Here is a 25,560-nt window from a genome sequence, read left to right as displayed (position 1 = left end):
CCGAAAACGCTCTAGCGCTGCGGCGCCTCCGACGACGGCTGGCCGCCCGGCTGCAAATCCGGCGAGGTCACCGTCGGCTTTGGCGCGGACTGATCGAGCAGCACGGATTCGGCGACCGACGTCGCCGAAGGAACGGGCGCGGCCGGCGGCGGCGCAGCGGGCGCAGGTGCGGCGACAGGCGCGGGTTCGGGCTGCGGCGCAGGCTGCGCGACGGGCGCGGGCTGCGGGGCCTCGGGCTGCGATTTGCTGACGCTCGGTGCCGGCGCCGCAGGCGCGACCACCGCACGGCGGCGGGTGCGCAGCGCAATGCCGGAAATGAAATCGACCAGCGCCAGCAGCGCGAGCAGGCAATAGGTGGAGTTGCCGAATTTCGGCCAGAGCACGAATTCGGCGGCGGCCGCGCCGAACACGATCAGCGACAGCAGATGGTCGGTGAGATATTTCGCGCCGGGGCGCGCGCCCTTGATGACTTCGAGCAGCAACAGCAGCACGCCGGCGGCAAGCAGCATGTCACTGAGCGTGATCTGCCACACTTCGCCCGACAGCAATGTCAGCCTGATCAGCGGGTCCGTGAAGGACACGCCGGGCATCAGGAAAGCGATGATGTTGTAGACCGCGAGCGGAACGAGCAGCAGCGGAAAACCGACCATCGGGGCTTGCGCCTTATTCAGGGAGAACCAGCAATGCGGCGATGCTCATTGGCTTCGCCGCGGACGCGCCCGTCTTGACCGCACTCGTTGGCCGAATTCAGGCGCAGCGCCGTTTGATTGGAGCATGAACCCTATCGGAAAACCGCTACGCACGTTTCCGGGTCATGCTCGAGCCTGCGGCGCAGGGCCGAAGGTCCGATCAGGACTCTTTCTTGGCCTTCAGAACCTGGCGGCCCTTGTACATGCCGGTCTTCAGGTCGAGGTGGTGCGGACGGCGCAGCTCGCCGGAGTCCTTGTCCTCGACATAGGTCGGGGTCTTGATCGCATCGGCCGAACGGCGCATGCCACGGCGCGACGGCGAGGTTTTTCTTCTGGGAACGGCCATGACGGTGTCCTCTAGGGTGTTGCGGAGGCATCGTCCGAAATGCGGACGGGCTCAGCGCTTAGAAGCGCAAGCTGCGATGCCGGTAAGGCCGCGCTTATAGAGGAAGGCACTCCGTAAAGCTAGGGCTGCAGACAGCAAAAAGCGCCCGAAATCGCGCTCAATCGCCGCGATTTTCGCGCCAGCAGCGCGTCACGGTATTGGCCCGGGCCATATAGGTTCCGGACAGCCTGCGCACCCCCGGCCCCGGGCTCCGGGCGCTCCTTTTGACCGGATTCGGCAGAATCGCCGCCAGAAGCGCGGCTTCCCGGGGCGACAGCGCCGCGGCGGGGCGGCCGAAGGCATATTGGGCACCGGCTTCGGCGCCAAACTGCCCGGCCGGGCCCATTTCCGCGATGTTGAGGTAGATTTCCAGGATCCGCTGCTTCGGCAACACAAAGTCGATCCAGAGCGCCAGCGGCAGTTCCAGCCCCTTGCGGATCACGCTGCGGCCGGACCACAGGAACAGGTTCTTGGCCACCTGCTGGGTGATGGTCGAGCCGCCGCGGGCCGCCTCGCCGTCCTCGGCGTCGTCGAGCGCCTCGCGCAGCGCGCCCCAATCGATGCCCCGGTGCTTGCAGAAATGGGCGTCCTCCGAGCCGACCACGGAGCGGGGCAGGTAGGGTGACATCGTGCCGAAATCGACCCAATGCCGCGTGACCGGGGCCCCGCGCAGGGTCCGCCACGCCATCAAGGCCGAAACAGGCTGACCGGTGCGGTAGAACGGCGTCACCAGATAGGGCAGCAACAGCACGGCCAGCAAAAGCAGCAATAAAATTCGGACAATGCGCAAAACGAGGGTTCCCGGGGAGGACCTCTTCAGCAAGGATTTGGCACCCGCCCGCCAGGACACGGCCGACGCCGTCAGATGTCTGTGGGATAATTCACGGTTTTTCCAGCACTTTTAAGGCGCGAATCCGTCGCAGGGTGGAATTGACGAAGCCGATCTCATCAACGATTGTCCGGCCGAAAATCGATCTGGAGCAATTCTTAATGACGACCGGTACTGCAGAGTTTTCCAAGCGGCTGGACCAGACCGCGGAGGATACCGAAGCCCTGCTCGCAAAACTGCTGTCCGACGCGACCGAGAGCGACGAGATCGTGCGCCCGAAGCGGCTGATCGAGGCGATGCGCTATTCGAGCCTCGGCGGCGGCAAGCGGTTGCGGCCGTTCCTGGCGGTCGAGAGCGCCGCGGTGTTCGGCATTCCGCGCGAATCCGCGCTGCTGGTCGGCGCCGCGCTCGAATGCATCCACTGCTACTCGCTGATCCATGACGATCTGCCGGCGATGGACAATTCCGATCTGCGCCGCGGCCGCCCGACCCTGCACAAGGCCTATGACGACGCCACCGCGATCCTCGCCGGCGACGCGCTGCTCACGTTCGCCTTCGACATCATCACCCGCGATGCGATCCACAGGGATGCCCAGGTCCGCCTGCTCCTGACCCGCGCACTGGCGCGCGCCTCCGGCGTCGGCGGCATGGCCGGCGGCCAGATCCTCGACCTCGCCGGCGAAGGCCGCTTCGGCGACCGCGAGCCGGTCGACGTCGCCCGCCTGCAGCAGATGAAGACCGGCGCGCTGCTCCGCTTCGGCTGCATCGCCGGCGCGATCCTAGGCCAGGCCTCGCAGAAGGAATACCAGGCGCTCGACGATTACGGCAAAGCGCTCGGCGAGGCGTTCCAGATCGCCGACGACCTGCTCGACGTCGAGGGCGACGCCGCCGCACTCGGCAAGCCGGCCGGCGCCGACGCCGCGCTCGGCAAGACCACCTTCGTCACCCAGCTCGGCATCGACGGCGCCAAGCAGCGCGTGCGCGACCTCTTGGCGCGCGCCGATGCCGCGCTGTCGGTGTTCGGCGATCGGGGCGACGTGCTGCGCGCCGCGGCCCGCTTCGTTGCCGATCGCAAGAACTAGCCGAAGGCAAAGCGCGAAATGAACAGGGAGTTCGACGACCGCCTTGTTCGTTTCCGCAAGCTGCCGATGCCGGTCCGCGTGGTGGTGGGCCGGCCGCGCACCTTCGCTTCAATCGTGCTCGGCATCGTCGTTGCGCTGCTGATCCCCGGCTCGACGCGCCTCGTCACGCGCCTGCTCGCGGGCTGGGACGCCTTCGCCGCGCTCTATCTCGTGCTCGCTTATGTGATGATGCTGCGCTGTGGTGTCGCCCACATCAAACGCAGCGCCATATTGCAGGACGACGGCCGTTTCCTGATCCTGCTGCTGACCGCGTTCGGCGCGCTGGCGAGCCTCTTGGCCATCGTGTTCGAGCTCGGCGCATCCAAGGGCAGCCCGGCCGGACTGGCGGTGGCGATCGTCACCATCACGCTGTCATGGACGATGGTCCACACCGCATTCGCGCTGCATTACGCCCATGAGTTCTATCGCGGCAAGAAGCCCGGCGGATTGCAGTTTCCGAGCGGCGACGAGCATGCCGACGCCGACTACTGGGACTTCGTCTATTTCTCATTCGTGATCGGCATGACCGCGCAGGTCTCCGATGTCGGCATCACCGACAAGATCATCCGCCGCACCGCGACCGTGCACGGCATCATCTCGTTCGTGTTCAACACCGCGCTGCTGGCGCTGATGGTGAACATCGCGGCGAGCTTGATTTAGCTTCGCGATAGAATTGGGTCGCAAAGCGGCCGCGACGGCGCTGCGCTCCCTCGCCCCGTTCTTACGGGGAGAGGGTTGGGGTGAGGGGCTGTCTCCGCGCAAACGGTGACAGCTGCGCTCGCGGAGAGCCCCCTCACCCGGATTGCATCTACGATGCAATCCGACCTCTCCCCGCAGGCGGGGCGAGGTGGAGTCCGCCGCTCGCTTACGAGCAAACGTCATCAGGCGCGCTAGTTGCAGACCTCGACATTGCCGACGTTGCCGCCGGGGCCGCCGCCGCCGCGGTACTCGAGATGGCAGCCGCGCCTGACCGGGCGGCACAGATAGGCATCGCACATGATCTGACCGCTGCCGCCGCCTTCCGCCCTTGCACGTCCCTGCGGGCGCGGAATGTCCGCGGACGGGACCTGCGGCTCGCGCTGCGGATGGAAGGTGCGTTCGCGCTCGCGGCGTGACGGACGCTCGTCGCTGTCGCGCTTGGCGACCGGCTTCCGCGCGCGCTGCTTCTCGCATTCATTGTCGTCGTTGAGGAACGAGCCCTCGGCGCAGACGATCCTGGTGCAGCGATCGCCGTCGGCCTTGTGGCCGCGCTCGCAGACCAGCGGGCAGACGCGGGACTGCTTCAGCTTGACGGCATCGAGGGTGTCGACGCTCGCGGTCTTGATGTCGAGCTTGGTGCCGGCATAGCGGTTGAACAGCGTCAGCGAGCGCTGCGACGCCGCGTTCCAGTCGCCATCGACGGCGCCGGTCAGGCAGCCGACGCGGCGCAATTCGGTCTGCACCGATTTGACCACATCGGCCTCGGGCGAACCGGTCGCCAGGGCCGCCACGGTCGTGGTCTTCTCAGGGGGAGCCGGCGGGGCTGACGGAGCGGCCGCAGCCTGCGTCGCCGGCTGATCGGGAACCGCGTTGCTCGCCGCGGCGCGATCGGCGAGCGCAGCATCCGCCTGACGCTTCTGCTCGGCGGCCGTGGCCTGCTCCTGCGCGACCTGCTTGGCCCGTTCGGCGGCAAGACGCGCCGCTTCGGCAGCCTTCGCGTCGGCCTCGGCCTTCGCCTGCTGCGCCTTCTGCGCGCCCTCGGCGGCGAGCCGTGCACGCTCCTGCTCGGCCAGACGCGCCTTCTCGGTGGCCGCAACGCGCGCGTCCTCGGCCGCGAACTTCTCGAGCTGCAATCTGGCGAGGTTGGCGTAATAGCCGCTCGGATATTGGGCGAGGAAGGCGTTCATCGCGCTTCTGTTGCCGATCTGAAGCGCCAGCTCGTAATCGCGGCGGGCTTCGGACTGCGGCGTCGGCGCGGGTGCCGTGGGCGCGGCGGCAGCGGCGGGCGGCGCCGGCTTGGCCGGTGCCGGCACCAGCGGCACGTCCTCGCCGCCGAGCGAGCCATAGACGAACGGCTCCTGGCGGTTGTTGGTGGTCTTCAGCACCTCGTCGCGGACATAGCCGAAGGCGCGGCGGACATCGAGGCCGGGGGTCGGCAGAAACTTCGACAGCGCGATCGTGAACGGGCTGTTCTTGCCGTCGCCGTCGGCCGCCGTCGACCCGGCCTTCGCCGAATAGGCGATCAGCACATTGGGGCTGGTCGGCTCGACCTTGGCGAGCCCCTGCCCGATCGCCCGGGTCGCCAGCGTCCGCTTCATGGTCTTGGCGAACGGGTTGTCGCGGCAGGCATCGAGGATCACCAGCCGCAGCTTCCGCGCCGGCTCGATCGCGACCAGAATGCGGTCGAGCGAAAACGCCTCGTCATAGACGTCGGTGTCGCGCTCCAGCCTGGCATCGACCGGGATCAGGTAATTGGCGCCGTCCACCTCGATGCCGTGGCCGGCGTAGTAGACCAGCGCGATATCGGCATCGCGGGCGAGGTCGGCGAATTCGCGCAGCGCGCGCCGGGTCTCGACGGCCGGCAGGTCCTTGCGGAAGTCGACCGTGTCGAAGCCGGCATTCTTCAGCGTCGCTGATATCACCGAGGCATCGTTGACCGGATTGGCCAGCGGCGCCGTGTTCCGATAGGCCGAATTGCCGAGCACCAGCGCCACGCGCTTCTCGGCGAAGGCCGGCTGGCAGACGATCAGCAGAAAGGCCGCGACGGCGAGCAGCAATCGATTCAAGTTCAAGAACCCAGACCCGTTCATGGCGACACTCTGGCCGTTTTGTAGCATGCAGGTCCGTCTAGCAGAATCAAGCGCGGCACTTTGTGAGGCGTCTCACGATCCGCGCCGGCGTGGACCATGCCATCCTGACTGTTAGTCGAGGAAACGGACCGCCGGTTCGGATTGGCCGGGCACGCGTTTTCGTGCACGATCCGGGCAACGAGAACAGACGCACGGAGGACGCGATGCAGGGCACAAGCGCGGCGGTTCCATCTGCCAGGGCCGGCACGGTCGGCGCCATAGTCCGAAACCTCCTTGCGCTCGCGCTGCTGGCCGGCTGCGCCGCGGGCTGCGGCCTGGTCGACGCCGTGTTCGATGGCTTCAAGCACGCCAAGGCCGTGGAGAACGATCTGGTTGCGATGGTCGGGGTCAAACCGGCGGTCGGGTTCAACTGGCACAATGGCCGGCTCACGTCGGTGACCGTTACCTTCCCCCACCTGCTGCAGGACAAGCCGTTGCAGGAACTTGCCGCCGCCGCGCGCGCTGCGGTCGGCAAGGAGTTCAAGCAGCGCGCCGACGACGTCGTGCTCGCCTTCTCGCTGGGGCCGTCCGAGACGTCAGCGGCACAAGCGGACCAAGCTCAGAGCAAGAACTTGCCTTGAGCGGATTTATTCCCCGCCACTTATTCCCCGTCTTGCGTCACGTGCTCCTGATATTGCGGCAGGTCGTCCAGGATCGCATACCAGGGCGCCTTGGAGCCGACGAAGATATGCGCGGTCGGCCGGATCGAAGGCGCATCGCGCAGCGTACCCATCGTGACATGGACATAAGCGCCGTTACGGACCTGCGAATAGAGCAGCGACCCGCAACGGCCGCAATGTGCGTCGTGGGTGATCTCATCGCCGTAGATCAGGAGACCGTCGGCGCCGCTGGTGACGGTGAATTTTTCGCGCACGATCCCCGCGAACGGCTTGAACGCCGATCCCGTGGTGCGCCGGCAGTTCGAGCAGTGACAATTCAGCGCATAGGCAAACGCGTCGGCCACCTCGTAGCGCACGTCGCGGCAGAAGCATTCGCCGGTCAGGATCGTTTCATTCGAATTTGCAGATGCGGTCACAACTTGCTCCTCACGCAGAATTTTGCCGCCGGCCATGGCGCGATGCGGCGGTTCGCGGCTAAGTTCTGGGGCCCTTTCCATTCCGATTGTATCGGAACGGGGCTCTCGATTCTCTTTGACGCGTTTCCTCGCGCGAACTGCTACCCACCTCGCTCGAAAACGCTCCAGTAGACCAAAACCCTGCCGGGAGGACTTACCAATGAGCCAAGATCGATCCACCGTCGAGAACGTCGTGCAAACCTATTTCGACGGCCTCTATGAGAGCAATGCCGACAAGCTCGCCGAAGCCTTTCATCCGAGCGCCGACCTGCGCTGGGTGGAGAAGGGCGAGCTGAAGGTCCTGACCGTGCCGGATTGGCTCGCATTGGTGCGCAAGCGCACGTCGGCGAAGGCCGAAGGCAAGCCGCGCGAGGACTTCATCGTCACCATCGACCGCTCCGACGACAACACCGCCTTCATCAAGGTGCGTTGCCAGCTGCCGCCGCGCTATTTCACCGACTACCTTGTCGCCATGAAGCTCGCCGACGGCTGGCAGATCGTCTCGAAGTCCTACCGCTACGACCTCAGGGACTGACCGCCGGTCCATGCTCAAGCGGTCCGGCTCCGGCCGGACCGCATTGACTGGCGCTGGTTTCCGGGCGAATTGAGCCCGTTATGGAAGCCAAATTTCAGATCTTTCTCACTTTGCTCGGCGTGCTGGCGGGAACCGCCCTGGTTGCGCGGCGGACCGATATCGCGCCGGCGATCCTGCTGCTGCTGGTCGGCGTGGTGCTGGCCTTCGTGCCGGGCATGCCGTCGCTGGAACTGCCGCCCGAGCTCGTGCTGCTGGTGGTGCTGCCACCGCTGATCTATTCGGCGAGCGTCGCGATGAGCTGGCGCGAGTTCAAGGCCAATCTGCGGCCGATCATCCTGCTGTCGGTCGGCTGCGTGATCTTCACCGCGTTCCTGGTCGCGGCCGCGACCCACTATCTGATCGGCCTGCCCTGGAGCGTCGGCTTCCTGCTCGGGGCGATCGTCGCGCCGCCGGACGTGGTCGCCCCGCTGGCGATCGCCCGCAAGCTCGGCATGCCCAGGCGCATCCTGGTGATCCTCGAGGGCGAAGGGCTCGCCAACGACGCGACCGCGCTGATCCTCTACCGCTTCGCGCTCGCCGCTATCACCACCGGACTGTTCTCGCTGCCGAAGGCGACCGGCACGTTCTTCGTCATCGTTGCCAGCGAAATCGCGTTCGGCACCGCGGTCGGCTGGCTCAGCCTGCGCGCCCGGCGCAGAGCCAGGGATCCGCAGGTCGAGATCACGCTGTCGCTGATCACGCCCTATCTCGCCTACTGGATCCCCGAGCATTTCGGCGGCAGCGGCGTGATCGCGACCGTCGCCTGCGGACTCTATATGAGCTGGAACGGACCGCTGCTGATCTCGGCCGCGACGCGCCTGCAGGGCATCTTCTTCTGGGACCTGATCATCTATCTGATCGAGGGCCTGCTGTTCCTGTTGACCGGCTTCCAGATGCGCTCGCTCTACGAGAAGTCGAAGTCGTTTCCGCTGGACGACATCCTGACCGCCACCGTGCTGGTCGCCGTCATCGTGATCGTTGCGCGCTTCCTCTGGGTGTTTCCCGGCACCTATCTGCCGCGCTGGCTCAGCAGGCAGCTGCGCGACCGCGATCCGCTGCCGTCGTGGCGGGCGGTGTTCGTGGTGGCCTTCACCGGCGTGCGCGGTGCGGTCTCGCTGGCTGCGGCGCTGGCGCTGCCGCTGACGCTCCCGAGCGGCGAAGCCTTCCCGTACCGCGACCTGATCCTGTTCGTCGCCTTCGGCGTGATCTTCGTGACGCTGGTCGGGCTCGGCCTCGGACTGCCGCCGGTGGTGCGCTGGCTCGGCCTCGCCAGGGACGGACGCAGCGAGCATATCGCCGAGCACGAGCAGGAAATCACGGCAAGGCGCGAGGCGCTGAACGCCGCGCTGAAGTCGCTCGACGCCATTACCGACGACCGCGAGCTGTCCGACGAGGTGGTCAAGCTGTTGCGCTCGCGTCACGAGATCCGGATCAACCAGCTCCCCGACGTGCTCGACCCCGACAAGCACGACGCCTCCGCCACCGGCACCGAGCTGACGCGGGAGCTGATCTCCTCCGAGCGCAAGTTCATCCACATGCTGCTGCGCGACGGCAAGATCACCGACGAAACCAGGCGCCGTATCGAGCGCGACCTCGATCTGGAGGAAGCGAGCTTGTCCAATCGCGAGTATCGCCGGATTCCGTTGTAGCCCCGATGTCGTCCCGGGCAAGCGAAGCGCGACCCGGGACCCATAACCACGAATGGCTATTGGTGAGCGATGGTGGAACGACGAGTCCCTTTCACAACATCCGCCGCAGCGTAAGGGTCCCGGCCTTCGCCGGGACGACGCGTGGAGAGAACCTTTTCCCACCACAGCTGTCATCGCCCGGCTCGATGACCGGGCGATCCAGTACGCCGCGGCCTCTCGACTCAAGCGCTCCTGCCTCTGGAATACTGGATCGCCCGCTTTCGCGGGTGATGACACCGCGTGTTTGGCGTGTTGGATCGAGAACCCATCCCCAGCGTCGCACTTGCGAAGCGCGGATATCTCCACACGTCGTCCCGGCGAAAGCCGGGACCCATTACCACGAATGCCAATTGGTTTGCGAAGCTGGAGCCACAGCGCGTTTCAACAACGCGACCGTGTGGTTATGGGTCCCTGCTCCCGTGCGCAATTGCGCACTAGGCAGGGACGACAGTGGATATTACTCCGCGGCCGCGTTCTGCCCGGGGCCGCCGACGAAGCCGGCGGGGTCGCCGAACCGCTCGACCATCACGGCGGTGAGATCCTTGGTCTTGCTGGTGACGCAGGCGCCGGAGCGCACGGTGTAGCGATCCTGGTGCTTAACATGCGGCGGCGCCTCGCCCTTTTGCAGCGCGCGGGCCGCCTCCATCATAAGCTTGCGGAAATGCATGATGCCGAGATCGGTCGGGCCAAGATGCTCGCGGGTGCGGTCGGCGATCGGGCCCTGGCTGTCCTGCACCGCGGCGTCCTGCTCGGAGACGCCCTTGATGCCGGTATAGCTCTTGGTCCGCTGCAGCTTGCGATCGATCAGATAGTCGTTCAACTTGTTGCGCAGCGGCACGTAGTTCTCGTCGACGACGGCCATCACGCCGTTGCCGTTGGCGTAGCCCTCGCGTTCGGCGTCGGTGAGCGGCCGGTGCGGATTCCAGGCATAGGTGTAGATCCAGCAATTGGTGTCGGTGACCGGCACGAAGGTCTGGCCGAACATGTTCTCGCCCGGCATCGAGCTCGGCGCGTAGCTGTGGAACGGCATCAGGAACTGGGCGATGCGCCAATAGATGTTGTCGCTGCCGGTGAGCCGGCCGCCGGCCACCGTGAGGCCGGCCTCATGCGGATTGATCTTGATCACCGGCCGCGGGTCCTCGGCGATCCAGCGCATGTGGTCGGTCGCGACCCGCGTCAGCGGGTTGACGAAATGCTTCTTGATGTCGAGGATCTCGTTCTCCTCCTTCTCGAAGGAGAGATGCGCGAAGGTGAAATGCGCGGTGTCGATCGAGCCTTCCACCGCTTGCACCCAATTGCAGTCCTGCCACTTCTTGGTGACGAAGCGATGCGAGGCCGGCAGCAGTGCCATCTCCAGCGCGGGCAATTCCGGCATCTGATCGGCCGGGCCCATATAGGCCCAGATCATCTCGCCCCATTCGCGCACCGGATAGGATTTGATGCGGATCAGGTCCTTGGCGTTGAGGTCCGGATAGGAGGTCGGCATGTCGACGCAGCGGCCGTCGGTATCGAACTTCCAGCCGTGATAGACGCAGCGGATGCCGCATTCCTCGTTGCGGCCGAGCCAGAGATTGGCGCCGCGATGCGGGCAGTATTGATCGATCACGCCGACCACGCCCCTCGAGTCGCGGAAGGCGAGCAACTCTTCGCCCATGACAACGATCTTCTTCGGGTCGCTGTCCGGCTCCGGCAGTTCTTCCGACAGCAGCACCGGAATCCAGAACCGGCGCAGCAGTTCGCCCATTCCCGTTCCCGATCCGGCTTCGGTGAGGAACTTGTTGTCTTCGGCGCGGAGCATGGCATTTCCCCGGGAGTTGTTTTTGATTTTCCCGGAGCTTGGCGTAGCGGATGCGGAACGTCAATGCGATTGGCTGCGCGGCCGGCAGCCCTGCCCCGCGCGCCCGTGGATTTACGCCCGCGTTCTGCGCGGCAAGCCGCGCCCCTCAAAAGGGAGTTCAGGGCAGGCCGGTCCTCCGGCTCACGGCTTCACGTAAGCCCATCCCTTCTCCTGCAATTCCATCACGCGCACGACGCCGGACTTCACGACTTCCGCCTGCTTGATGATCGGGATGGACTTGTTCTCGGCCTTCTGCATCTTCTCCTGGGTATTGCCGCAGGCCTTGAACGACACCTCGGGTGTACTCAGCGCCATTTCCTCGATGCGCGCCTTCACCGGCGACGTGTCATCGCGGAGCATGTGCAGGCCCGGGCCGAACGTGACCACCTCGATCTTCACCTTTTCGCCGAGCCCCTTGTAATACTCGGCGACGTTGGTTGCGTTGTTGAGCGAGAGATTCATGGCGGCAGGATCATTGGAGTTCACCTGCAGGATCAGATGATGCTCCTTTCCCTTCGGCGCCGCCGGATTGTGCATGCGGGCATAGGCGGAGCGCTTGCGCGTTTCGGCGGTGGCCCGCGGCGCTTCAGGCTTCCGAGCCTCGCTCACCGTGTAAGCCGCGGACTGCGCGGCCGGCACCCAGTATTTTCCGCCTTGCTGGGCCGCCGCAAACGGCGTGGAAGCCAGCATAGCGACGGCGGCGATCGCAAACAATTTCGCTACAGATTCAAAATTGCACATCAAGCATCTCCATCTCGAAAAATCGGCAAACACACTTTCTCAATTGCTGGGCCTTGCGACGGCGAGCGGCCATTTGCAGACCGCAGCCATCCTCGCGCGCATCGCGTCCAGCCCCGCGAGCGAGAATGTTGCATCATGGGCAGCCCCGGCACCGCGTGAGAGGTGGACGGCAAGCACCGCGTTATCGGGAAGCGATTGCAGCAGACGAACGACATCGCCGGCGACGGCGACGCCGGAACCAGCCGCCGGCACGGTTGCCGCGACCTGCACCGGCGCACCGTCGTTGATGCGATAGGAAATCACATAGCCGTCGCCACGGCCCGAGATAGCGGGTCCCGCGAACGACAATTCGGTCCGCCCGCCGCGACAGCGGATCGACAGCTTCACGGATGCATCGACCGAATCGGACGTCGTTGCAGTGGCGATCGGTGAATAATCGACCGGCGATGTCGTCTCGCTGATCGTCCAACGATTCGCCTTCGACGCTTCGCGGCGAGCCGGCGCCGCGGCATGCGACAGCTTGTCGAGGCACTCCAGCCGCGCTTCACGTTCGAGCTGAGAACAGGCGCGCAGCTGTGCCATGGGATCTGACACGGGATCTGTCTTGGGATCTTCCACCCCTTGCGCCAGGGCAACGCCGTTGATGACGGCGATTGCCACAACAAGCGGGGTGGAAAGCCTGGTCATTGCGATGCCCGTGCGGTCGACGATTGCCGATCGAGCCACGCCTGCGCGGCAGGAAAGCGCGCGAGGCCGGGCACGGTCGCTCCGAGGTTGATCGATTTCCATTTCGGATCGAAGCCGGGTCCCTGCAGCTTGTCGATCCGCGAGAACAGATGATCGACGAAACGCGCAACGCGCTCGAAGCGGTTCGAGTTGGCCGGCCAATTGAAGGCGACGAGGGCGGTCGGTACGGCTATCGTGGCGACATGATCGCCCTGCTTGATCAGATTTGGGTAATCGGCCGCATCGAGCGCCGCCGGCAGATAATAGTCCTCGAACTTGCTGTCATACGGGACCGGCAGGAACTTGAAGCCCGCTTCAAATCGGCCCTTCACAAATGCATCGACCGGCTTCGAGGTAATGAAGACGACGGCCGCCATGTCGCCCTTCCGCATCTGCTCGAGCGCGACCTGATGCGGAATGAACGTCTTCTCGATATCGATACCGAGGCGACTGAAGATCAGCGGACCTGAATAGGCTGCGGCCGTACCTTGATTGTTGAAGTTCACCTTCTTGCCGGCAAGGTCGCTCAGACTCTTGATCTCCGGACGAACGAAGACATGCAGCTCGGACGGAAACAGGTTCAGGACATAGGCGATCCGCCGCTGGATGTCCGGCACCTGGCTCTTGTATTCCTCGAGCGCGTCGGAATTGATGATCGCCGCATCGATGCCGCGCAAATACAGCAGCGAGTTCAGATTCTCCGCGGCCCCCCGCGTCACCACCGGCAGAACGTGCAGATTGTCGCCGTCATCGGCCACGCGGGCCATCTCCGCTGCAAGGCGGATCGGCGCGCCCTCGAGCAGGCCGCCGGCGAGGCCAACGGTCCAGGCGTTCATCGTCAAAACTTCAGGCTTGAGATGGGGCGGTTCGGCCCGGATCAGGCGGGCCTTGTGAGATTGACCATGTTGCGGCCGCGCATCCGCCGGGGGCGGCTGCAGCGCCGGGAGTAGTGACATCAGGCCCGCAAGCAGCAGCGGGCGAAATCCGATCAACCTTTTCATCGAGCAGCTCCTTTGCACGACATCGCGTCAGCGCGTTCGTCCTTGCTGCTAGATCGTTTGATCAACGCAGCGCCTCGAACCGCGCCTTTGCCTCCTTGATTCCACCGGCCTCAGCCTTGGCGTAGAGATCGCGCGCCTTGGCCGCATCGCCACGCGTTCCATAGGTTCCCCAGTTCGAGAGGGTCAGCGGATCATAGGTTTCCGCGAGCGCGAAACTTGCCTGGGCGCTGCCCGTCTCGGCGACGCTTTCCAGCACGACCCGCGCACCCCCGATGTCTCCCCGTTCCAGCAGCAAGCGCGCCCGCGCCAGCAGTCTCGCCTCCTGCGCACCGTCGTCAGTGGCGGTCGCGACATTGCCCGCGGTTGGCGTCGCTACAGCCCGGTTCTCGGCCGGCGCCGGAGCGCTCGCCGGCGCCTCCTGCACGGAGTGGCCGGCGTTGCCGGTGGTGGCAACCTGAGATACGACGGGCGTCACTTTGGCGGCGAACGCAGCAATGTCGCGGCGCGCCGAAGCAAGATCCCGCTCCAATTGCTCGGCCTTGCCACGCTCCCGCTGCAACAGGCTGCGCTGCTCGGCCGCGGCCTGCTCCGCGGCTTGCTTCATCCCGGCGGCTTGCAGGTTCGCTTCGGCTGCCCGCTTGGCCTGCGCATCGAGTTCGCTCTTCTTTGTTGCGAGATCACGCGCCAGCTGTTCAGCCCGCTGCTGCTCTCGCTGGAGCGACTGTCGCAACTCGGCGGTATCGTTTGACTCCGCCTGCTTGCGCTTTGCTGCTTCGTCGCTGGCTTGGGCTGCCTGCGCCTCGTATGCGTAGACTTTGCTGCGCGCCGTCGAGAGATCGCGCGCCAGTGCATCGCCCCTTTCGTGCTCCTTCTGCATCGATCGGCGCAGTTCCGCAGTGCCGGCTTCCGTCGTCAGCTTCAGCTTGGCAAGTTCGTCGCCTGCCTTGGCCGCCAGTGCTGACTGCGTCTCCACGTCTCGACGTGCCGCCGCGAGATCCAGCTCCAGTTTCGCAGCCCGCTCGTGCTCCTGCTCCAGCGACTTCTGCGAGTCCGCTGCGCCGCTTTGCGAGGCCTTCTTCAGCCGGGCTGTTTCATCGCTCGCCTTCGCCGCCAGCGCGGTTTGCGTCTCCACGTCACGGCGCGCCGCCGCGAGGTCCTTCTCCAGTTTCGCGGCCCGCTCATGCTCCTGCGCCAGCGACTTCTGCACGTCCGCGGCGCCGCTCTGCGAAGCTTTCTTCAGTTGGGCTGCTTCATCGCTCGCCTTGGCCGCCAGCGCGGTTTGCGTCTCGACGTCACGCCGCGCCGCCGCGAGGTCCTGCTCCAGGTTCGCAGCCCGCTTCTGCTCCTGCGCCAGCGACTTCTGCACGTCCGCAGCCCCACCTTGCGAAGCTTTCTTCAGTTGGGCTGATTCATCGCTTGCCTTGGCCGCCAACGCGGTTTGCGTCTCCACGTCACGGCGCGCCGCCGCGAGGTCCTTCTCCAGTTTCGCGGCCCGCTCATGCTCCTGCGCCAGCGACTTCTGCACGTCCGCTGCACCGCTCTGCGAAGCTTTCTTCAGTTGGGCTGTTTCATCGCTCGCCTTGGCCGCCAGCGCGGTTTGCGTCTCCACGTCACGCCGCGCCGCCGCAAGGTCCTGCTCCAGTTTCGCAGCTCGCTTCTGCTCCTGCGCCAGCGACTTCTGCACGTCCGCAGCGCCGCTTTGCGAGGCTTTCTTCAGTTGGGCCGCTTCATCGCTTGCCTTGGCCGCCAGCGCGGCTTGCGTCTCCACGTCACGACGTGCCGCTGCAAGATCCTGCTCCAGTTTCGCAGCACGCTTCTGCTCCTGCGCCAGCGACTTCTGCACGTCCGCTGCGCCGCTCTGTGAGGCTTTCTTCAGTTGGGCCGTTTCATCGCTTGCCTTGACCGCCAGCGCGGCTTGCGTCTCCACGTCACGCCGCGCCGCCGCGAGATCCTGCTCCAGTTTCGCGACCCGTTCGCGCTCCTGCTCCAGAGGCTTCTGCAAGTCCGCCTTGCCGCCTTGCGAAGCCTGCTTCAGTTTCGCGGTCTCGTCGTTTGCCTTGACCAGCATTGCGGCCAGCGTTTCCACATCACGGCGCGCCGTCGCAAGGTCCTGTTCCAGCTGCGCGGCGTGGTCGCGCTCCGCTTGCAGCGACTTCTGCAGGACTGCAGTGCCTTGCGGGATGTCCTTCAGCGATTTTCTCAGTTTTTCGGTTTCGCTCTGCAAGGCATTCTCGACCTGAACCGAATTCTCGCGTTCCTTGGTCAGCAGGCCCTGCAGCAGTTCAACATCTCGCCGTGCTGTCGCGAGTTCGCGGGTGAGCCCGTCCACGCTTTGCGCCTGGGCTCCGGCCGGACCGGCGTCACCTGGAGGACTCGTCTTCGCTTGCGCAAGTTGCGGGGAATCGCCGGCGAGGCCATTGGTCTGCGCGCGCGCTCCGGCGCCGGCATCCGCAAGACACATCATCACAAGGGTTGCCGCGATCCATGAGGGAGCAGCCGGACGCATCGTCCTCGGAGGAGATGGCAGTTGATCCGATTTGACGCGCAAGCCCGCACCCCGCGCGCCCTGTATCACCTGTCGCATGGTGATAACGCCCAGTCTGATGCGGCATCATAGGGCTCAGCGGCTCGCGGATACTATGACCCGCAAGGGTTACCCCTGTTAACCGCGGCGCGCGGGATCAGGCTGACGCATCGCACTCAGCCGCACATGAGATGATGGATTTCGCAGTGTTTATCATCGGGCCGCGCGTAGCCCGGACCCGTTGGTTCCACCCTTCCTGCGCAGCTGCGCAATATCTCAGACCGGCCGTTCGCCCTTCACCGTGACGCGGGTTCCGGAGCGGGTGTGCGGCCAGTAATCCCACATCGCGCGGTGCTGGGCGCAGCGATTGTCCCAGAACGCGATCGCGTTCTCGGTCCAGCGGAACCGGCACTGGAACAGCGGGTTCTCGGCGTGCTGGTAGAGATAGGCCAGCATGGCGTCGCTCTCGTCGCGCGGGATGCCTGATATGAAGCGGGTGAAGCCGCGATTGACGTAGAGCGACTTTTTCCCCGTCACCGGATGGGTGCGGACCACCGGATGCTCGGCGCGGGGATATTCCTGCTTGTCGGCGACGCCATAATTCGCATACAGGCCGCGATAAGTCTGCTCGCCGTCATGCAGCGCGGTGAGCCCGTCGAGATAGGCCTTCATGCGGTCCGACAGCGCCTCGTAGGCGGCGTACATGTTGGCGAACAGGGTGTCGCCGCCGCGCGGCGGGCACTGCTTGATGTAGAGGATCGAGCCCATCGGCGGCTCGAGATCGCAGGACACGTCGGTGTGCCAGCCTTCGCCGTTGGCGCGCGGGGAATCCTTGTCGGCATAGATCTTCATCAGCGCCGGATCGCCCTCATTGGGGGCTGCGGGGTGGACATGCAGCTCGCCAAACTTGCGGCCGAAGGCGAGGTGCTGGTCGGGGCTGATGTGCTGGTCGCGAAAGAAAATGACGAGGTTTTCGGCGAGCGCGCGATGGATCTCGTCCATCTGGCGGTTGGAGCGCGCATCGTCGCCGACCAGCTTGCCGATATCGACGCCGGAGATTTCCGCGCCGATGATCGGCGTCAGCTTCTCGACGCCGATGGTCTCATAGGGCTCGGATTGGTCGGCGAGGTGGCGGTAGCGCGGACCCTGCTTGCCGGACAGCGAGCTCATGGGTGTTCTCCCGATGGTTCTTGTTTTGACCATCGTAGCCGGGATCAAGCCAAGCGCAATCCACGCCGCAAAACGTTTGCAGCAATCTTCTTTCTTGCGTGCGTAGCGGCGCTAGAGCTCGAACAGGTGGCGTTGGAAGAGATTTAGGATCAGGCCGTCCTTGTATTGAGGTCAGCCGGTCATAAGCCAAACCACGCTCGCCATAAGCATGGCGAAGGACACCACCACAGCGCTGACTAAGGCGATTTCAACGCCGTCTATGCCATCATGATGATCCACCCGCATCCGGTGTCACCTCCCCACGGGTCGAAAACCGACCCTAGCTATTAACTTTTGGGGAGCGTTCCAGTTCCGGCGACTTGTGGCGTTTGCGCCATAGTACCACGGGGTTGTGTTTTGCGAAGGTAAGCAACCCACATCTCGCGCCATAACCACCGGCTGTGGTTATGGGTCCCTGCTCCCGTGCGCAATTGCGCACTAGGCAGGGACGACACCGAGTATGGGTCGCGAGCGGAGTGAGACTACTCCGCGGCGCCCGCCTGCTCCGGCAGCTTGGCGCCGCTGCCATAGCGCTGGTCGATATAGTCGATCACCAGCGCCTTGAAGTCGGCGGCGATGCCGGGACCGCGCAGGGTGCGGAACTTCTTGCCGTCGACGAACACGGGCGCGGCCGGCGCCTCGCCGGTGCCGGGCAGCGAAATGCCGATATTGGCGTGCTTGGATTCGCCGGGGCCGTTGACGATGCAGCCCATGACCGCGACGTTGAGCTGCTCGACGCCCGGATACTTGGTCTTCCAGGCCGGCATCTCGTCGCGGATGAAATCCTGGATCGAGCGCGCCAGTTCCTGGAACGTGGTCGAGGTGGTGCGGCCGCAGCCGGGGCAGGCCGCGACCAGCGGCACGAAGGTGCGGAAGCCCATGGTCTGCAGCAATTCCTGCGCGACCTGCACTTCCAGCGTGCGGTCGCCGCCGGGCTCCGGCGTCAGCGAGATGCGGATGGTGTCGCCGATGCCCTGCTGCAGGAGGATGCCGAGCGCAGCCGACGACGCCACGATCCCCTTCGAGCCCATGCCGGCCTCGGTGAGGCCGAGATGGATCGCATAGTCCGAGCGGCGCACGACTTCCTGATAGACCGCGATCAGGTCCTGCACGGCGGAGACCTTCGCCGACAGGATGATCTTGTTCTTCGGCATGCCCAGTTCCTGGGCACGGGCCGCCGACAGCAGCGCCGACTGCACCATCGCCTCGCGCGTCACCGCGCGGGCATCGCGCGGATTCGGCGATGCGGTGTTCTCGTCCATCAGCTTGGTGAGCAGCTCCTGGTCGAGCGAGCCCCAATTGGCGCCGATGCGCACCGGCTTGTTGTTCTTGTTGGCGATCTCGATGATGTCGGCGAATTGGGTGTCGCGCTTGTTCTTGAAGCCGACATTGCCGGGATTGATGCGGTACTTGTCGAGCGCCTCGGCACAGGCCGGATACTCGGCGAGCAGCTTGTGGCCGATGTAGTGGAAGTCGCCGATCAGGGGCGTCGTGATGCCGCGCTTGCGCAGGCCATCACGGATGTGCGGCACCGCGGCAGCGGCTTCCTCGCGGTCGACCGTGATGCGCACCATCTCGGAGCCGGCGCGGGAGAGCGCGGCCACCTGGGCGATGGTGCCATCGATATCGGCGGTGTCGGTGTTGGTCATCGACTGCACGACGATCGGCGCACCGCCGCCGACGGCAACGTTGCCGACCATGACCTGCGTGGTTTGGTGCCGGGCTTGAGGACCTGCGACGTCGTCTTGCGGCAAAATCTCGGGCTTGTTCATGGCGTCTCGAATATCAGGTTTTGGTGACATTCACCAAGGGGGCGATAGACCACGCGCAAAGCGGGCCAAACGGTCAGGTTTCGGAGTGAATTCAACAGCTTATGGCGCCGATTGGGGCCAAACGCAAGCCATGCAGCGGCGTCCTGCATGCTTTGGCTATATTGGGCCGAATTGGGGTGAATCAAAGGGCAAAGTGACCGCTTTTCATGTGATCTGGCGCATCTTAGCATCCCGTTAAACACACACCGGGAGGGCGTGACATGGCCGACTATGGCGAGCTGATCTCCACGGCGGAACTCGCCGAGATCCTGACCCGACCCGAGTTGCGGCTGTTCGACTGCACGACCTATCTGGAGCCGGCCCCCGCGGGCAGCGGCGTTCCCTATATTGTCGTCTCGGGCCGCCAGACGTTCGAGGCCGGCCACATCCCGGGCGCCAATTTCCTCGATCTGCAGGCCGAATTCTCCGACCCCCATACCAATCTGCGCTTCATGATGCCGCCGACCGCCCAGCTCGAGGCGGCGTTCGGCCGCCACGGCATCTCGGCGGGCAGCCGCGTGGTGCTCTACTCAATCGGGACCGCGATGTGGGCGACGCGGTTCTGGTGGATGCTGCGCTCGCTCGGCTTCGAGGGCGCCGCGGTGCTCGACGGCGGCATCGACAAATGGACCGCCGAGGGACGCGACATCGAGACCGGGCTTGCCGGCGGCTATCCGCCCGCGACGTTCCCGGCGCGGCCGATGGACGGCATGTTCGTCGACAAGCATGACGTGCTCGCCGCGACCACGGAGCGCGACACCGTGATCGTCAACGCGCTCGGCCCGCAATTCTACAAGGGGCTCGAGCCGAGCCGTTACGGCCGGCCCGGCCGCATCCCCGGCAGCGTCAGCGTGCCGGCGGCGTCCCTGATCGACGCCAAGGCCAAGACGTTCGTGTCGCTCGAAGAGGCCGAGGCAACCTTCGCCGCGCAAGGCATCACCAAAGACAAGCGCGTCGTCGCCTATTGCGGCGGCGGCATCTCCGCGACCATCGACCTGTTCCAGCTGCATCGGCTCGGCTACGACAATCTCACGCTCTATGACGGCTCGATGGGCGAATGGGCGAAGGATGCGGAGCTGCCGATCGAGGTGGGGTAGTGGGAAGCAAGGCTCTCTCCCCTATGTCGTCCCTGCGAAAGCAGGGACCCATACGCCGCAGCGAATGTTGTGAACGGGGCTCGTCGTTCCACCATCGTTCACCAATGACCATTCGTGGTTATGGGTCCCTGCTTTCGCAGGGACGACGATGAGTTTGTTGCGCCGTTGGCGAATCAAGCATCCGCGATCCCAAGATCTCACGCCGGCACGTTCGGATCCGGCGTCACCTTCGCGTCGGGCTTGTTGACGAGATAGAGCCCTGCGATCACGAACAGCGCCGCAACCCCGAACACCGGGGTCAGGGTGTCGTGCATGATGAAATAGGCCGCGACGACGCCGAACAGCGGCGTGACGAAGGTGAAGGCCGAGAGCTTGCTCGCGGAATAGGTCTTCACCATCGCAAACCAGATGACAAACGTGCAACCCACCACCCAGACCGCCTGATAGGCGAGCAGCGAGATCGACAGCGCGCTCGGCACGTGCTCGATGCGCTCGCCTGCGATCCAGGCGGCAAGGCCAAGGATTGGAATCGAGATCGCAACTTGATAGCCGAGCGCCTTTTCCGGCGCGGCCTTGCGCAACTGCGTGCCCTTGGCAACCAGCGTGGTCGCCGCCCACAGTGCGCCGCCGCCGACAACCATGAGGTCGCCGAGCAGCACCTTGGCATCGACATTGGGCTGCGGCACGCCGATCGCGAGCGCGACGCCGGCAAAGCTCAGCGCCAGCCCGCTCCATTGCACGGTCGAGAGGCGCTCGCCGAGGAACTGGTGCGAGCCGAGCGCGACGAAGAACGGCGCGGTGTAGAGGAACACCGAGGCGCGCGAGGCCGAGGTGAAGACGAGGCCAGTGAAGATCAGCACGAACTCGCAGCCGAACATCAAGCCGGCGATGATGCCGGGGACTAGCGTGCCGTCGCGCTCGAAGAATTTGACGCCGCGCAAATGGCCGACGATCAGCATGACCGGCAGCGCGCCCGAGGAGCGGATCAACGCCTGCAGCATCGGCGGCACGTCGGGCAGCGCGAGCTTGACCGCGAGCTGGTTGAAGCCCCAGCTCACGCACAGCATCAGCATCAATGCGATGGCGCCGGGCGGCAGCCCGTGGCCGACGCTGACGGGCCTCGTGACGTTGGCGGAGATCGCTTGGGTCGACATGTTTCCTCGCGGGCCGGCTTGCTGCCGTGTTGTTGTTAACTGGACTGTGTCGTCCCTGCGAAAGCAGGGACCCATACGCCGCGGCCGGCGTTGTGAACGAGGCTTGTCGATCCAGCGTCGTATAACAATTGAGGGCGGTGGTTATGGGTCCCTGCTTTCGCAGGGACGACACCGCGGTGAGGACTTTGGCCGCGCACAATCATTTCTGGCAATGCGCGCAGGTGCCGGCGATCTCGACGACCGACAGCTTCGGGATGAAGCCCGAGGCCCGGGCCGCGGCGGTCAGGCTTTGCGCGACGGGGGCGGCCGGGATTTCGCCGACCGAGCCGCAATGGTCGCAGATCAAAAACGCCACCATCGAGGTCTCGTCATGGTCGTGCGCGCAGGCCAGGAAGGCGTTGCGGCTCTCGATGCGGTGGACGAGGCCGTTCTCCATCAGGAAGTCGAGCGCGCGGTAGACGGTAATCGGTGCCGGGCGCGGCATGGTCTTGGCCAGCTCGTCGATCACCTCATAGGCGCCGAGCGGGCGGTGGCTCGATAGCAGCGCCTGCAACACCTGACGCCGGATCGGGGTGAATTTCTGCCCGCGGCGCGCACAGACCTGTTCGGCATGCGCCATCGCGTCCGCGGCGCAGCGGCCGTGATCGTGGTCGGGGGCGGGAAAGGTCGGCTTGGCCAGGCTCATTGCCTGGATATGTAGCATTTTTGCGCCCGTTCCCATAGCCCGGCCCGGACCCGGTCCCTCGCCGCCATGCAGCCATGCCCCCAATGCGGAGCAGCCCTCCGTTAACCCGATGTGCAGAATTCATAAGCAAGCTTATTATATCCCAAGCTTATGGAGATGGCATTGATGCGCGGTTCCGTGGACGCGAACTTCATGTTTACGCTGGGCGAATTGTTCCGGCTGATCCGCGTCTATGCGGACAAGGAGGCCGCGCGCTACGGCATCACCCGCGCGCAATGGGCCGTCCTGTCCAAGGTGGAACGCCAGGAAGGGCTGAAGCAGACCGAGCTCGCCGAACTGCTCGAGGTGCAGCCGATCACGCTGACGCGGCTGATCGACAAGCTCTGCGACAATGGCTGGATCGAGCGCCGCAGCGACGAGAACGACCGCCGCGTCAACCGCCTCTATCTGAAGAAGGCCGCGCGCCCGCTGCTCGGGAAGCTCGCAGGCCTGCGCTCCGAACTCACGGCGACCGCGCTTGAGGGCATCAGCCCCGCAGACGCGCACCGCCTGCTCACTCAATTGGAATCGATCAAGGAAAACGTTCGCAATGCCATCCAAAGCCCAGCCGGCGAGCCCTCCCGAAAGGAACAGCGCTATGGCTGAACCCGTCCTCAAACTGGCCCCCGAGCAGAAGAGCAATCCGGGCGTATCGGCGCCGGCCGACAAGGCCAGCCGCGCGCCGCGCCGTCGCCTGATGGCAGGGCTGCGGCGCTATCGCCGCGTGCTGCTGCTCGTCGTGCTGCCGATCGTGGCTGTGATCGCCGGCGGCGTGTTCTATCTCAATGGCGGCCGCTATGTCGGCACCGACGACGCCTATGTCGGCGCGCAGAAGGTGCTGATCACGCCGGAGATCTCCGGCAAGATCGACAAGATCGTCGTCAGGGAAGGCCAGCACGTCAAGAAGGGCGACGAGCTGTTCGAGATCGACCCGGTGCCGTTCCGCCTCGCGGTGGACCAGGCCAAGGCGGCGCTCGACCAGACCCGGACCACCTATGACAATCTGGTCGACAACATCAAGATCAATACCAGGATGCTGGAATTTGCCCAGCAGAGCATCGAATTGAAGAAGCGCGACGTCGATCGCAAATCGACGCTCGCCAAGCAGAATTTCGGCTCGCAGCTCGATCTCGACAACGCCGCCAACGCGCAGGTCACCGCCGAGAGCCTCGCGCAATACATCAAGCAGCAGATTTCCAAGGACAGGACGCAGCTGCTCGGCGATGTCGAGCTGCCGATCGAGAAATTCCCGCCTTACGCCCAGGCCAAGGCCAAGCTCGACGACGCCCAGCGCAATCTCGACCACACCGTGCTGCGGGCGCCGATGGATGGCGTCGCGACCCAGGTCGACCAGATCCAGCTCGGCCGCTTCGTCAACGCGGGCGCGCCGGTATTCTCGGTGATCGATGTCGACCATCCCTGGGTCGACGCCAATCCGAAGGAAAGCGACTTTACCTATGTCGCGGTCGGCCAGCCGGTGACGCTCGACGTCGACGCGTTCCCGAACCACGAATTCAAGGGCAAGGTCGGCTCGCTGTCGCCCGGCACCGGCGCACAGTTCGCGATCCTGCCGCCGCAGAACGCCACCGGCAATTTCGTCAAGGTGGTGCAGCGCGTGCCGGTACGGATCTATTTCGACGAGAACGATCCGTTCGTGAAGAAGCTGAAGGCCGGCATGAGCGTCTACGCGACGATCGACACCAACCACCGCCGCACGCTGGCCGGCCTGCTCGGGCTGGGCACGGCCTCGGCGCACCCGGACCACGAGGACTGAGATGGAGCAAGATCGAAGCCCAGCGCGCCACCTCTCCCCTTGTGGGAGAGGTCGGATTGCATCGTCAAATGCAATCCGGGTGAGGGGTTACGCTCTCTCGTGGGACCTGATCCCCCTCACCCGCGCCTTCGGCGCGACCTCTCCCCAATGGGGAGAGGTGATTCCCGCTGCAATCAGCGAACAGGACTGAACTGAATGAATGCACCGTCACCATCCGCCGTGCCCGGCATGCGCCGGAACATGGTGACGATCTGCGCGATGACCGCGACGATCATGCAGGCGCTCGACACCACGATCGCCAACGTCGCGCTGCCCTATATGCAGGGCTCGCTGTCGGCCTCGCAGGACCAGATCAACTGGGTGCTGACGTCCTACATCGTCGCCGCCGCGATCATGACCGCGCCGGTCGGCTGGATCGCCAACCGCTACGGCCGCAAGCGGATCTTCATCATCTGCTCGGCCGGCTTCACCATCGCCTCGGTGCTGTGCGGCCTCGCGCAGGACATCAACCAGATGGTGCTGTTCCGCCTGTTGCAGGGCGTATTCGGCGCGGCGCTGGTGCCGCTGTCGCAGGCGGTGATGCTGGATTCCTACGCGCTGCATGAGCGCGCCAAGGCGATGTCGATCTGGGGCATGGGCGTGATGATGGGCCCGATCATGGGACCGTCGCTCGGTGCCTGGCTGACCGAGACCTATTCCTGGCACTGGGTGTTCTTCGTCAATCTGCCGTTCGGCGCGATCACCGTGCTCGGCCTCGCGGTGTTCATGGACGAGACCAAGCAGGACCTCAACCTGCGCTTCGACTGGTTCGGCTTCGGCGCGCTTGCGATTGCGATCGGCTCGCTGCAACTGGCGCTCGACCGCGGCGAGCAGCTCGGCTGGCTCGAGTCCAACGAGATCATGATCGAATTCATCGTCTCGGCGATCGGCTTCTACTATTTCTTCGCCCATTCGCTGACCACCAGCCGGCCGTTCATCCAGTTCGCGCTGTTCAAGGACAAGAACTTCCTCGGCGGCTGCGTGTTCATGACGGTGATGGGCCTCGTGCTGTACTCGACCATGGCGCTGTCCTCGCCTTACTTGCAGAACGTGGTCGGCTATCCGATCATCACCGCGGGCCTGCTGCTGGCGAGCCGCGGCTTCGGCACCTTCGTCGCGATGATGCTGGTCGGCCGCCTGATGCGCTACATCGAGGCACGCACGCTGATCATCTCGGGCCTCGCGCTGACCGCGGCCTCGCTGTTCCAGATGACCGGCTGGACCGACATGACCCAGGCGAACGAGATCATCGTCGTCAGCGTGATCCAGGGCTTTGGATTCGGCCTCGTATTCGTGCCGCTGTCGACGGTGGCGTTCCTGACGCTGCCGAACCAGCTGCGCACCGACGGCACCTCGATGCTGACGCTGCTGCGCAACGTCGCAAGCTCGGTCGGCATCTCGATCGTGATCGCGCAGCTGACGGAAGGCGGACGGCGGATCTACGCCAAACTGTCGGAGCAGATCAATCCGTTCAACCACGCGCTGCAGATGCCCGACGTCGCCGGCATGATCAACCTCAACACCGACGCCGGCCGCGCGATGGCCGACAGGATGGTGGCGGCGCAGTCGCAGATCATCGCGTTCTCGCACGACTATCAGCTGGTGATGCTGTTCATCCTGGTCTCGATCCCGCTCGCGCTGATGATCGGCTCGACCAAGGCCGCGCTGCGCGCGCAGTCGGCGCCGTCGGACCATGCCGCGGTGATGGAGTAGACTCTTCACCCTCCCCTGGAG

At 65.0% G+C, this 25,560-nt stretch carries 23 protein-coding genes; 9 read left to right on the top strand and 14 right to left on the bottom strand.

What is annotated here, in order from left to right; translation table 11 throughout:
* Positions 1–11: 11 nt before the first annotated feature.
* The 3 genes from QMZ05_RS25410 to mtgA all read right to left on the bottom strand — a co-directional run bounded on the left by QMZ05_RS25410 (position 12) and on the right by mtgA (position 1,864).
* A complete protein-coding gene (locus tag QMZ05_RS25410; RefSeq protein WP_353703235.1) occupies positions 12–650 on the bottom strand; it encodes a hypothetical protein in 639 nt (212 codons plus the stop codon).
* Between the two features lie 199 nt (positions 651–849).
* Positions 850–1,035, bottom strand: coding sequence for a 50S ribosomal protein L32 (gene rpmF, locus QMZ05_RS25405; RefSeq protein ID WP_021077536.1), 186 nt, complete (start codon positions 1,033–1,035; stop codon positions 850–852).
* A 157-nt stretch (positions 1,036–1,192) separates the two neighbouring features.
* Positions 1,193–1,864, bottom strand: coding sequence for a monofunctional biosynthetic peptidoglycan transglycosylase (gene mtgA, locus QMZ05_RS25400; RefSeq protein ID WP_353703234.1), 672 nt, complete (start codon positions 1,862–1,864; stop codon positions 1,193–1,195).
* A 200-nt stretch (positions 1,865–2,064) separates the two neighbouring features.
* Here mtgA and QMZ05_RS25395 point away from each other — a divergent pair, with 200 nt between their 5' ends.
* Together QMZ05_RS25395 and QMZ05_RS25390 are read left to right on the top strand one after the other, a co-directional pair.
* Positions 2,065–2,985: a polyprenyl synthetase family protein gene (locus tag QMZ05_RS25395; RefSeq protein WP_353703233.1), complete on the top strand. Its 921-nt coding sequence runs from the start codon at positions 2,065–2,067 to the stop codon at positions 2,983–2,985.
* 18 nt (positions 2,986–3,003) lie between these two features.
* Complete coding sequence (locus QMZ05_RS25390) at positions 3,004–3,684, top strand: DUF1345 domain-containing protein (protein WP_353703232.1); 681 nt, start codon at positions 3,004–3,006, stop codon at positions 3,682–3,684.
* 230 nt (positions 3,685–3,914) lie between these two features.
* On the opposite strand, the gene QMZ05_RS25385 is transcribed toward QMZ05_RS25390, so the two are convergent.
* Positions 3,915–5,813 (bottom strand): caspase family protein, encoded by a 1,899-nt coding sequence (locus tag QMZ05_RS25385; protein ID WP_353703231.1) that lies wholly within the window; start codon positions 5,811–5,813, stop codon positions 3,915–3,917.
* Between the two features lie 89 nt (positions 5,814–5,902).
* Between QMZ05_RS25385 and QMZ05_RS25380 the strand changes: the two genes are divergently transcribed.
* On the top strand, positions 5,903–6,433 hold the full coding sequence (locus QMZ05_RS25380) for a hypothetical protein (RefSeq protein ID WP_353703230.1): 531 nt from the start codon (positions 5,903–5,905) through the stop codon (positions 6,431–6,433).
* A 20-nt stretch (positions 6,434–6,453) separates the two neighbouring features.
* Here the strand turns inward: QMZ05_RS25380 and QMZ05_RS25375 are convergent, their stop codons facing one another.
* A complete protein-coding gene (locus QMZ05_RS25375; protein ID WP_353703251.1) occupies positions 6,454–6,924 on the bottom strand; it encodes a GFA family protein in 471 nt (156 codons plus the stop codon).
* Positions 6,925–7,087: 163 nt separating this feature from the next.
* Between QMZ05_RS25375 and QMZ05_RS25370 the strand changes: the two genes are divergently transcribed.
* Together QMZ05_RS25370 and QMZ05_RS25365 are read left to right on the top strand one after the other, a co-directional pair.
* Positions 7,088–7,462, top strand: coding sequence for a nuclear transport factor 2 family protein (locus tag QMZ05_RS25370; RefSeq protein WP_353703229.1), 375 nt, complete (start codon positions 7,088–7,090; stop codon positions 7,460–7,462).
* 80 nt (positions 7,463–7,542) lie between these two features.
* Positions 7,543–9,150: a Na+/H+ antiporter gene (locus QMZ05_RS25365; protein ID WP_353703228.1), complete on the top strand. Its 1,608-nt coding sequence runs from the start codon at positions 7,543–7,545 to the stop codon at positions 9,148–9,150.
* A gap of 496 nt (positions 9,151–9,646) precedes the next feature.
* On the opposite strand, the gene QMZ05_RS25360 is transcribed toward QMZ05_RS25365, so the two are convergent.
* From QMZ05_RS25360 to ispG, 7 genes are all read right to left on the bottom strand, one after another.
* Positions 9,647–10,987 (bottom strand): Rieske 2Fe-2S domain-containing protein, encoded by a 1,341-nt coding sequence (locus tag QMZ05_RS25360; RefSeq protein ID WP_353703227.1) that lies wholly within the window; start codon positions 10,985–10,987, stop codon positions 9,647–9,649.
* A 180-nt stretch (positions 10,988–11,167) separates the two neighbouring features.
* Entirely contained in the window at positions 11,168–11,767 is a 600-nt protein-coding gene (locus QMZ05_RS25355; RefSeq protein WP_353703226.1) for a hypothetical protein, read from the bottom strand.
* Between the two features lie 39 nt (positions 11,768–11,806).
* Positions 11,807–12,556, bottom strand: a complete 750-nt coding sequence (locus tag QMZ05_RS25350) for a hypothetical protein (protein ID WP_353703225.1) — start codon at positions 12,554–12,556, stop codon at positions 11,807–11,809.
* Complete coding sequence (locus tag QMZ05_RS25345) at positions 12,451–13,494, bottom strand: TAXI family TRAP transporter solute-binding subunit (protein WP_353703224.1); 1,044 nt, start codon at positions 13,492–13,494, stop codon at positions 12,451–12,453. The genes QMZ05_RS25350 and QMZ05_RS25345 overlap by 106 nt, the downstream gene beginning before the upstream one ends.
* A 61-nt stretch (positions 13,495–13,555) precedes the next feature.
* Complete coding sequence (locus QMZ05_RS25340) at positions 13,556–15,823, bottom strand: hypothetical protein (protein ID WP_353703223.1); 2,268 nt, start codon at positions 15,821–15,823, stop codon at positions 13,556–13,558.
* A gap of 471 nt (positions 15,824–16,294) precedes the next feature.
* Positions 16,295–17,188 (bottom strand): TauD/TfdA family dioxygenase, encoded by an 894-nt coding sequence (locus QMZ05_RS25335; protein WP_353703222.1) that lies wholly within the window; start codon positions 17,186–17,188, stop codon positions 16,295–16,297.
* A 521-nt stretch (positions 17,189–17,709) separates the two neighbouring features.
* Positions 17,710–18,999, bottom strand: a complete 1,290-nt coding sequence (ispG, locus tag QMZ05_RS25330; RefSeq protein ID WP_074131532.1) for a flavodoxin-dependent (E)-4-hydroxy-3-methylbut-2-enyl-diphosphate synthase — start codon at positions 18,997–18,999, stop codon at positions 17,710–17,712.
* Positions 19,000–19,259: 260 nt separating this feature from the next.
* On the opposite strand from ispG, the gene QMZ05_RS25325 reads away from it, so the two are divergent.
* The gene (locus QMZ05_RS25325; protein WP_353703221.1) at positions 19,260–20,135 is read left to right on the top strand and encodes a sulfurtransferase; all 876 of its coding nucleotides are present in this window, start codon (positions 19,260–19,262) and stop codon (positions 20,133–20,135) included.
* 197 nt (positions 20,136–20,332) lie between these two features.
* Here the strand turns inward: QMZ05_RS25325 and QMZ05_RS25320 are convergent, their stop codons facing one another.
* A complete protein-coding gene (locus QMZ05_RS25320) occupies positions 20,333–21,289 on the bottom strand; it encodes a DMT family transporter (protein ID WP_353703220.1) in 957 nt (318 codons plus the stop codon).
* Positions 21,290–21,488: 199 nt separating this feature from the next.
* On the bottom strand, positions 21,489–21,974 hold the full coding sequence (locus QMZ05_RS25315; RefSeq protein ID WP_028338147.1) for a transcriptional repressor: 486 nt from the start codon (positions 21,972–21,974) through the stop codon (positions 21,489–21,491).
* Between the two features lie 162 nt (positions 21,975–22,136).
* Between QMZ05_RS25315 and QMZ05_RS25310 the strand changes: the two genes are divergently transcribed.
* The 3 genes from QMZ05_RS25310 (at position 22,137) to QMZ05_RS25300 (ending at position 25,539) form a co-directional block, all read left to right on the top strand.
* The gene (locus QMZ05_RS25310; protein WP_050426377.1) at positions 22,137–22,619 is read left to right on the top strand and encodes a MarR family transcriptional regulator; all 483 of its coding nucleotides are present in this window, start codon (positions 22,137–22,139) and stop codon (positions 22,617–22,619) included.
* Positions 22,612–23,787: an HlyD family secretion protein gene (locus QMZ05_RS25305; protein ID WP_353703219.1), complete on the top strand. Its 1,176-nt coding sequence runs from the start codon at positions 22,612–22,614 to the stop codon at positions 23,785–23,787. Before QMZ05_RS25310 ends, QMZ05_RS25305 begins: the two co-directional genes overlap by 8 nt.
* Positions 23,788–23,982: 195 nt before the next feature.
* Positions 23,983–25,539, top strand: a complete 1,557-nt coding sequence (locus QMZ05_RS25300; RefSeq protein ID WP_353703218.1) for an MDR family MFS transporter — start codon at positions 23,983–23,985, stop codon at positions 25,537–25,539.
* Positions 25,540–25,560: the final 21 nt, after the last annotated feature.

The sequence above is a fragment of the Bradyrhizobium sp. INPA03-11B genome (genome assembly GCF_040446015.1).
Classification (GTDB): Bacteria; Pseudomonadota; Alphaproteobacteria; order Rhizobiales; family Xanthobacteraceae; genus Bradyrhizobium; species Bradyrhizobium macuxiense_A.
Note: the sequence above shows the minus strand (reverse complement) of the source record. Positions and strands in the feature narration are given on the sequence as shown.

Coding starts and splice junctions, on each gene's coding strand:
- QMZ05_RS25410 (WP_353703235.1), bottom strand. CDS start 650: ATGGTCGGTTTTCCGCTGCTGCTCGTTCCGCTCGCGGTCTACAACATC.
- rpmF (WP_021077536.1), bottom strand. CDS start 1,035: ATGGCCGTTCCCAGAAGAAAAACCTCGCCGTCGCGCCGTGGCATGCGC.
- QMZ05_RS25395 (WP_353703233.1), top strand. CDS start 2,065: ATGACGACCGGTACTGCAGAGTTTTCCAAGCGGCTGGACCAGACCGCG.
- QMZ05_RS25390 (WP_353703232.1), top strand. CDS start 3,004: ATGAACAGGGAGTTCGACGACCGCCTTGTTCGTTTCCGCAAGCTGCCG.
- QMZ05_RS25385 (WP_353703231.1), bottom strand. CDS start 5,813: ATGAACGGGTCTGGGTTCTTGAACTTGAATCGATTGCTGCTCGCCGTC.
- QMZ05_RS25375 (WP_353703251.1), bottom strand. CDS start 6,924: ATGGCCGGCGGCAAAATTCTGCGTGAGGAGCAAGTTGTGACCGCATCT.
- QMZ05_RS25370 (WP_353703229.1), top strand. CDS start 7,088: ATGAGCCAAGATCGATCCACCGTCGAGAACGTCGTGCAAACCTATTTC.
- QMZ05_RS25365 (WP_353703228.1), top strand. CDS start 7,543: ATGGAAGCCAAATTTCAGATCTTTCTCACTTTGCTCGGCGTGCTGGCG.
- QMZ05_RS25360 (WP_353703227.1), bottom strand. CDS start 10,987: ATGCTCCGCGCCGAAGACAACAAGTTCCTCACCGAAGCCGGATCGGGA.
- QMZ05_RS25355 (WP_353703226.1), bottom strand. CDS start 11,767: ATGTGCAATTTTGAATCTGTAGCGAAATTGTTTGCGATCGCCGCCGTC.
- QMZ05_RS25350 (WP_353703225.1), bottom strand. CDS start 12,556: ATGGAAATCGATCAACCTCGGAGCGACCGTGCCCGGCCTCGCGCGCTT.
- QMZ05_RS25345 (WP_353703224.1), bottom strand. CDS start 13,494: ATGAAAAGGTTGATCGGATTTCGCCCGCTGCTGCTTGCGGGCCTGATG.
- QMZ05_RS25335 (WP_353703222.1), bottom strand. CDS start 17,188: ATGAGCTCGCTGTCCGGCAAGCAGGGTCCGCGCTACCGCCACCTCGCC.
- ispG (WP_074131532.1), bottom strand. CDS start 18,999: ATGAACAAGCCCGAGATTTTGCCGCAAGACGACGTCGCAGGTCCTCAA.
- QMZ05_RS25325 (WP_353703221.1), top strand. CDS start 19,260: ATGGCCGACTATGGCGAGCTGATCTCCACGGCGGAACTCGCCGAGATC.
- QMZ05_RS25320 (WP_353703220.1), bottom strand. CDS start 21,289: ATGTCGACCCAAGCGATCTCCGCCAACGTCACGAGGCCCGTCAGCGTC.
- QMZ05_RS25315 (WP_028338147.1), bottom strand. CDS start 21,974: ATGAGCCTGGCCAAGCCGACCTTTCCCGCCCCCGACCACGATCACGGC.
- QMZ05_RS25305 (WP_353703219.1), top strand. CDS start 22,612: ATGGCTGAACCCGTCCTCAAACTGGCCCCCGAGCAGAAGAGCAATCCG.
- QMZ05_RS25300 (WP_353703218.1), top strand. CDS start 23,983: ATGAATGCACCGTCACCATCCGCCGTGCCCGGCATGCGCCGGAACATG.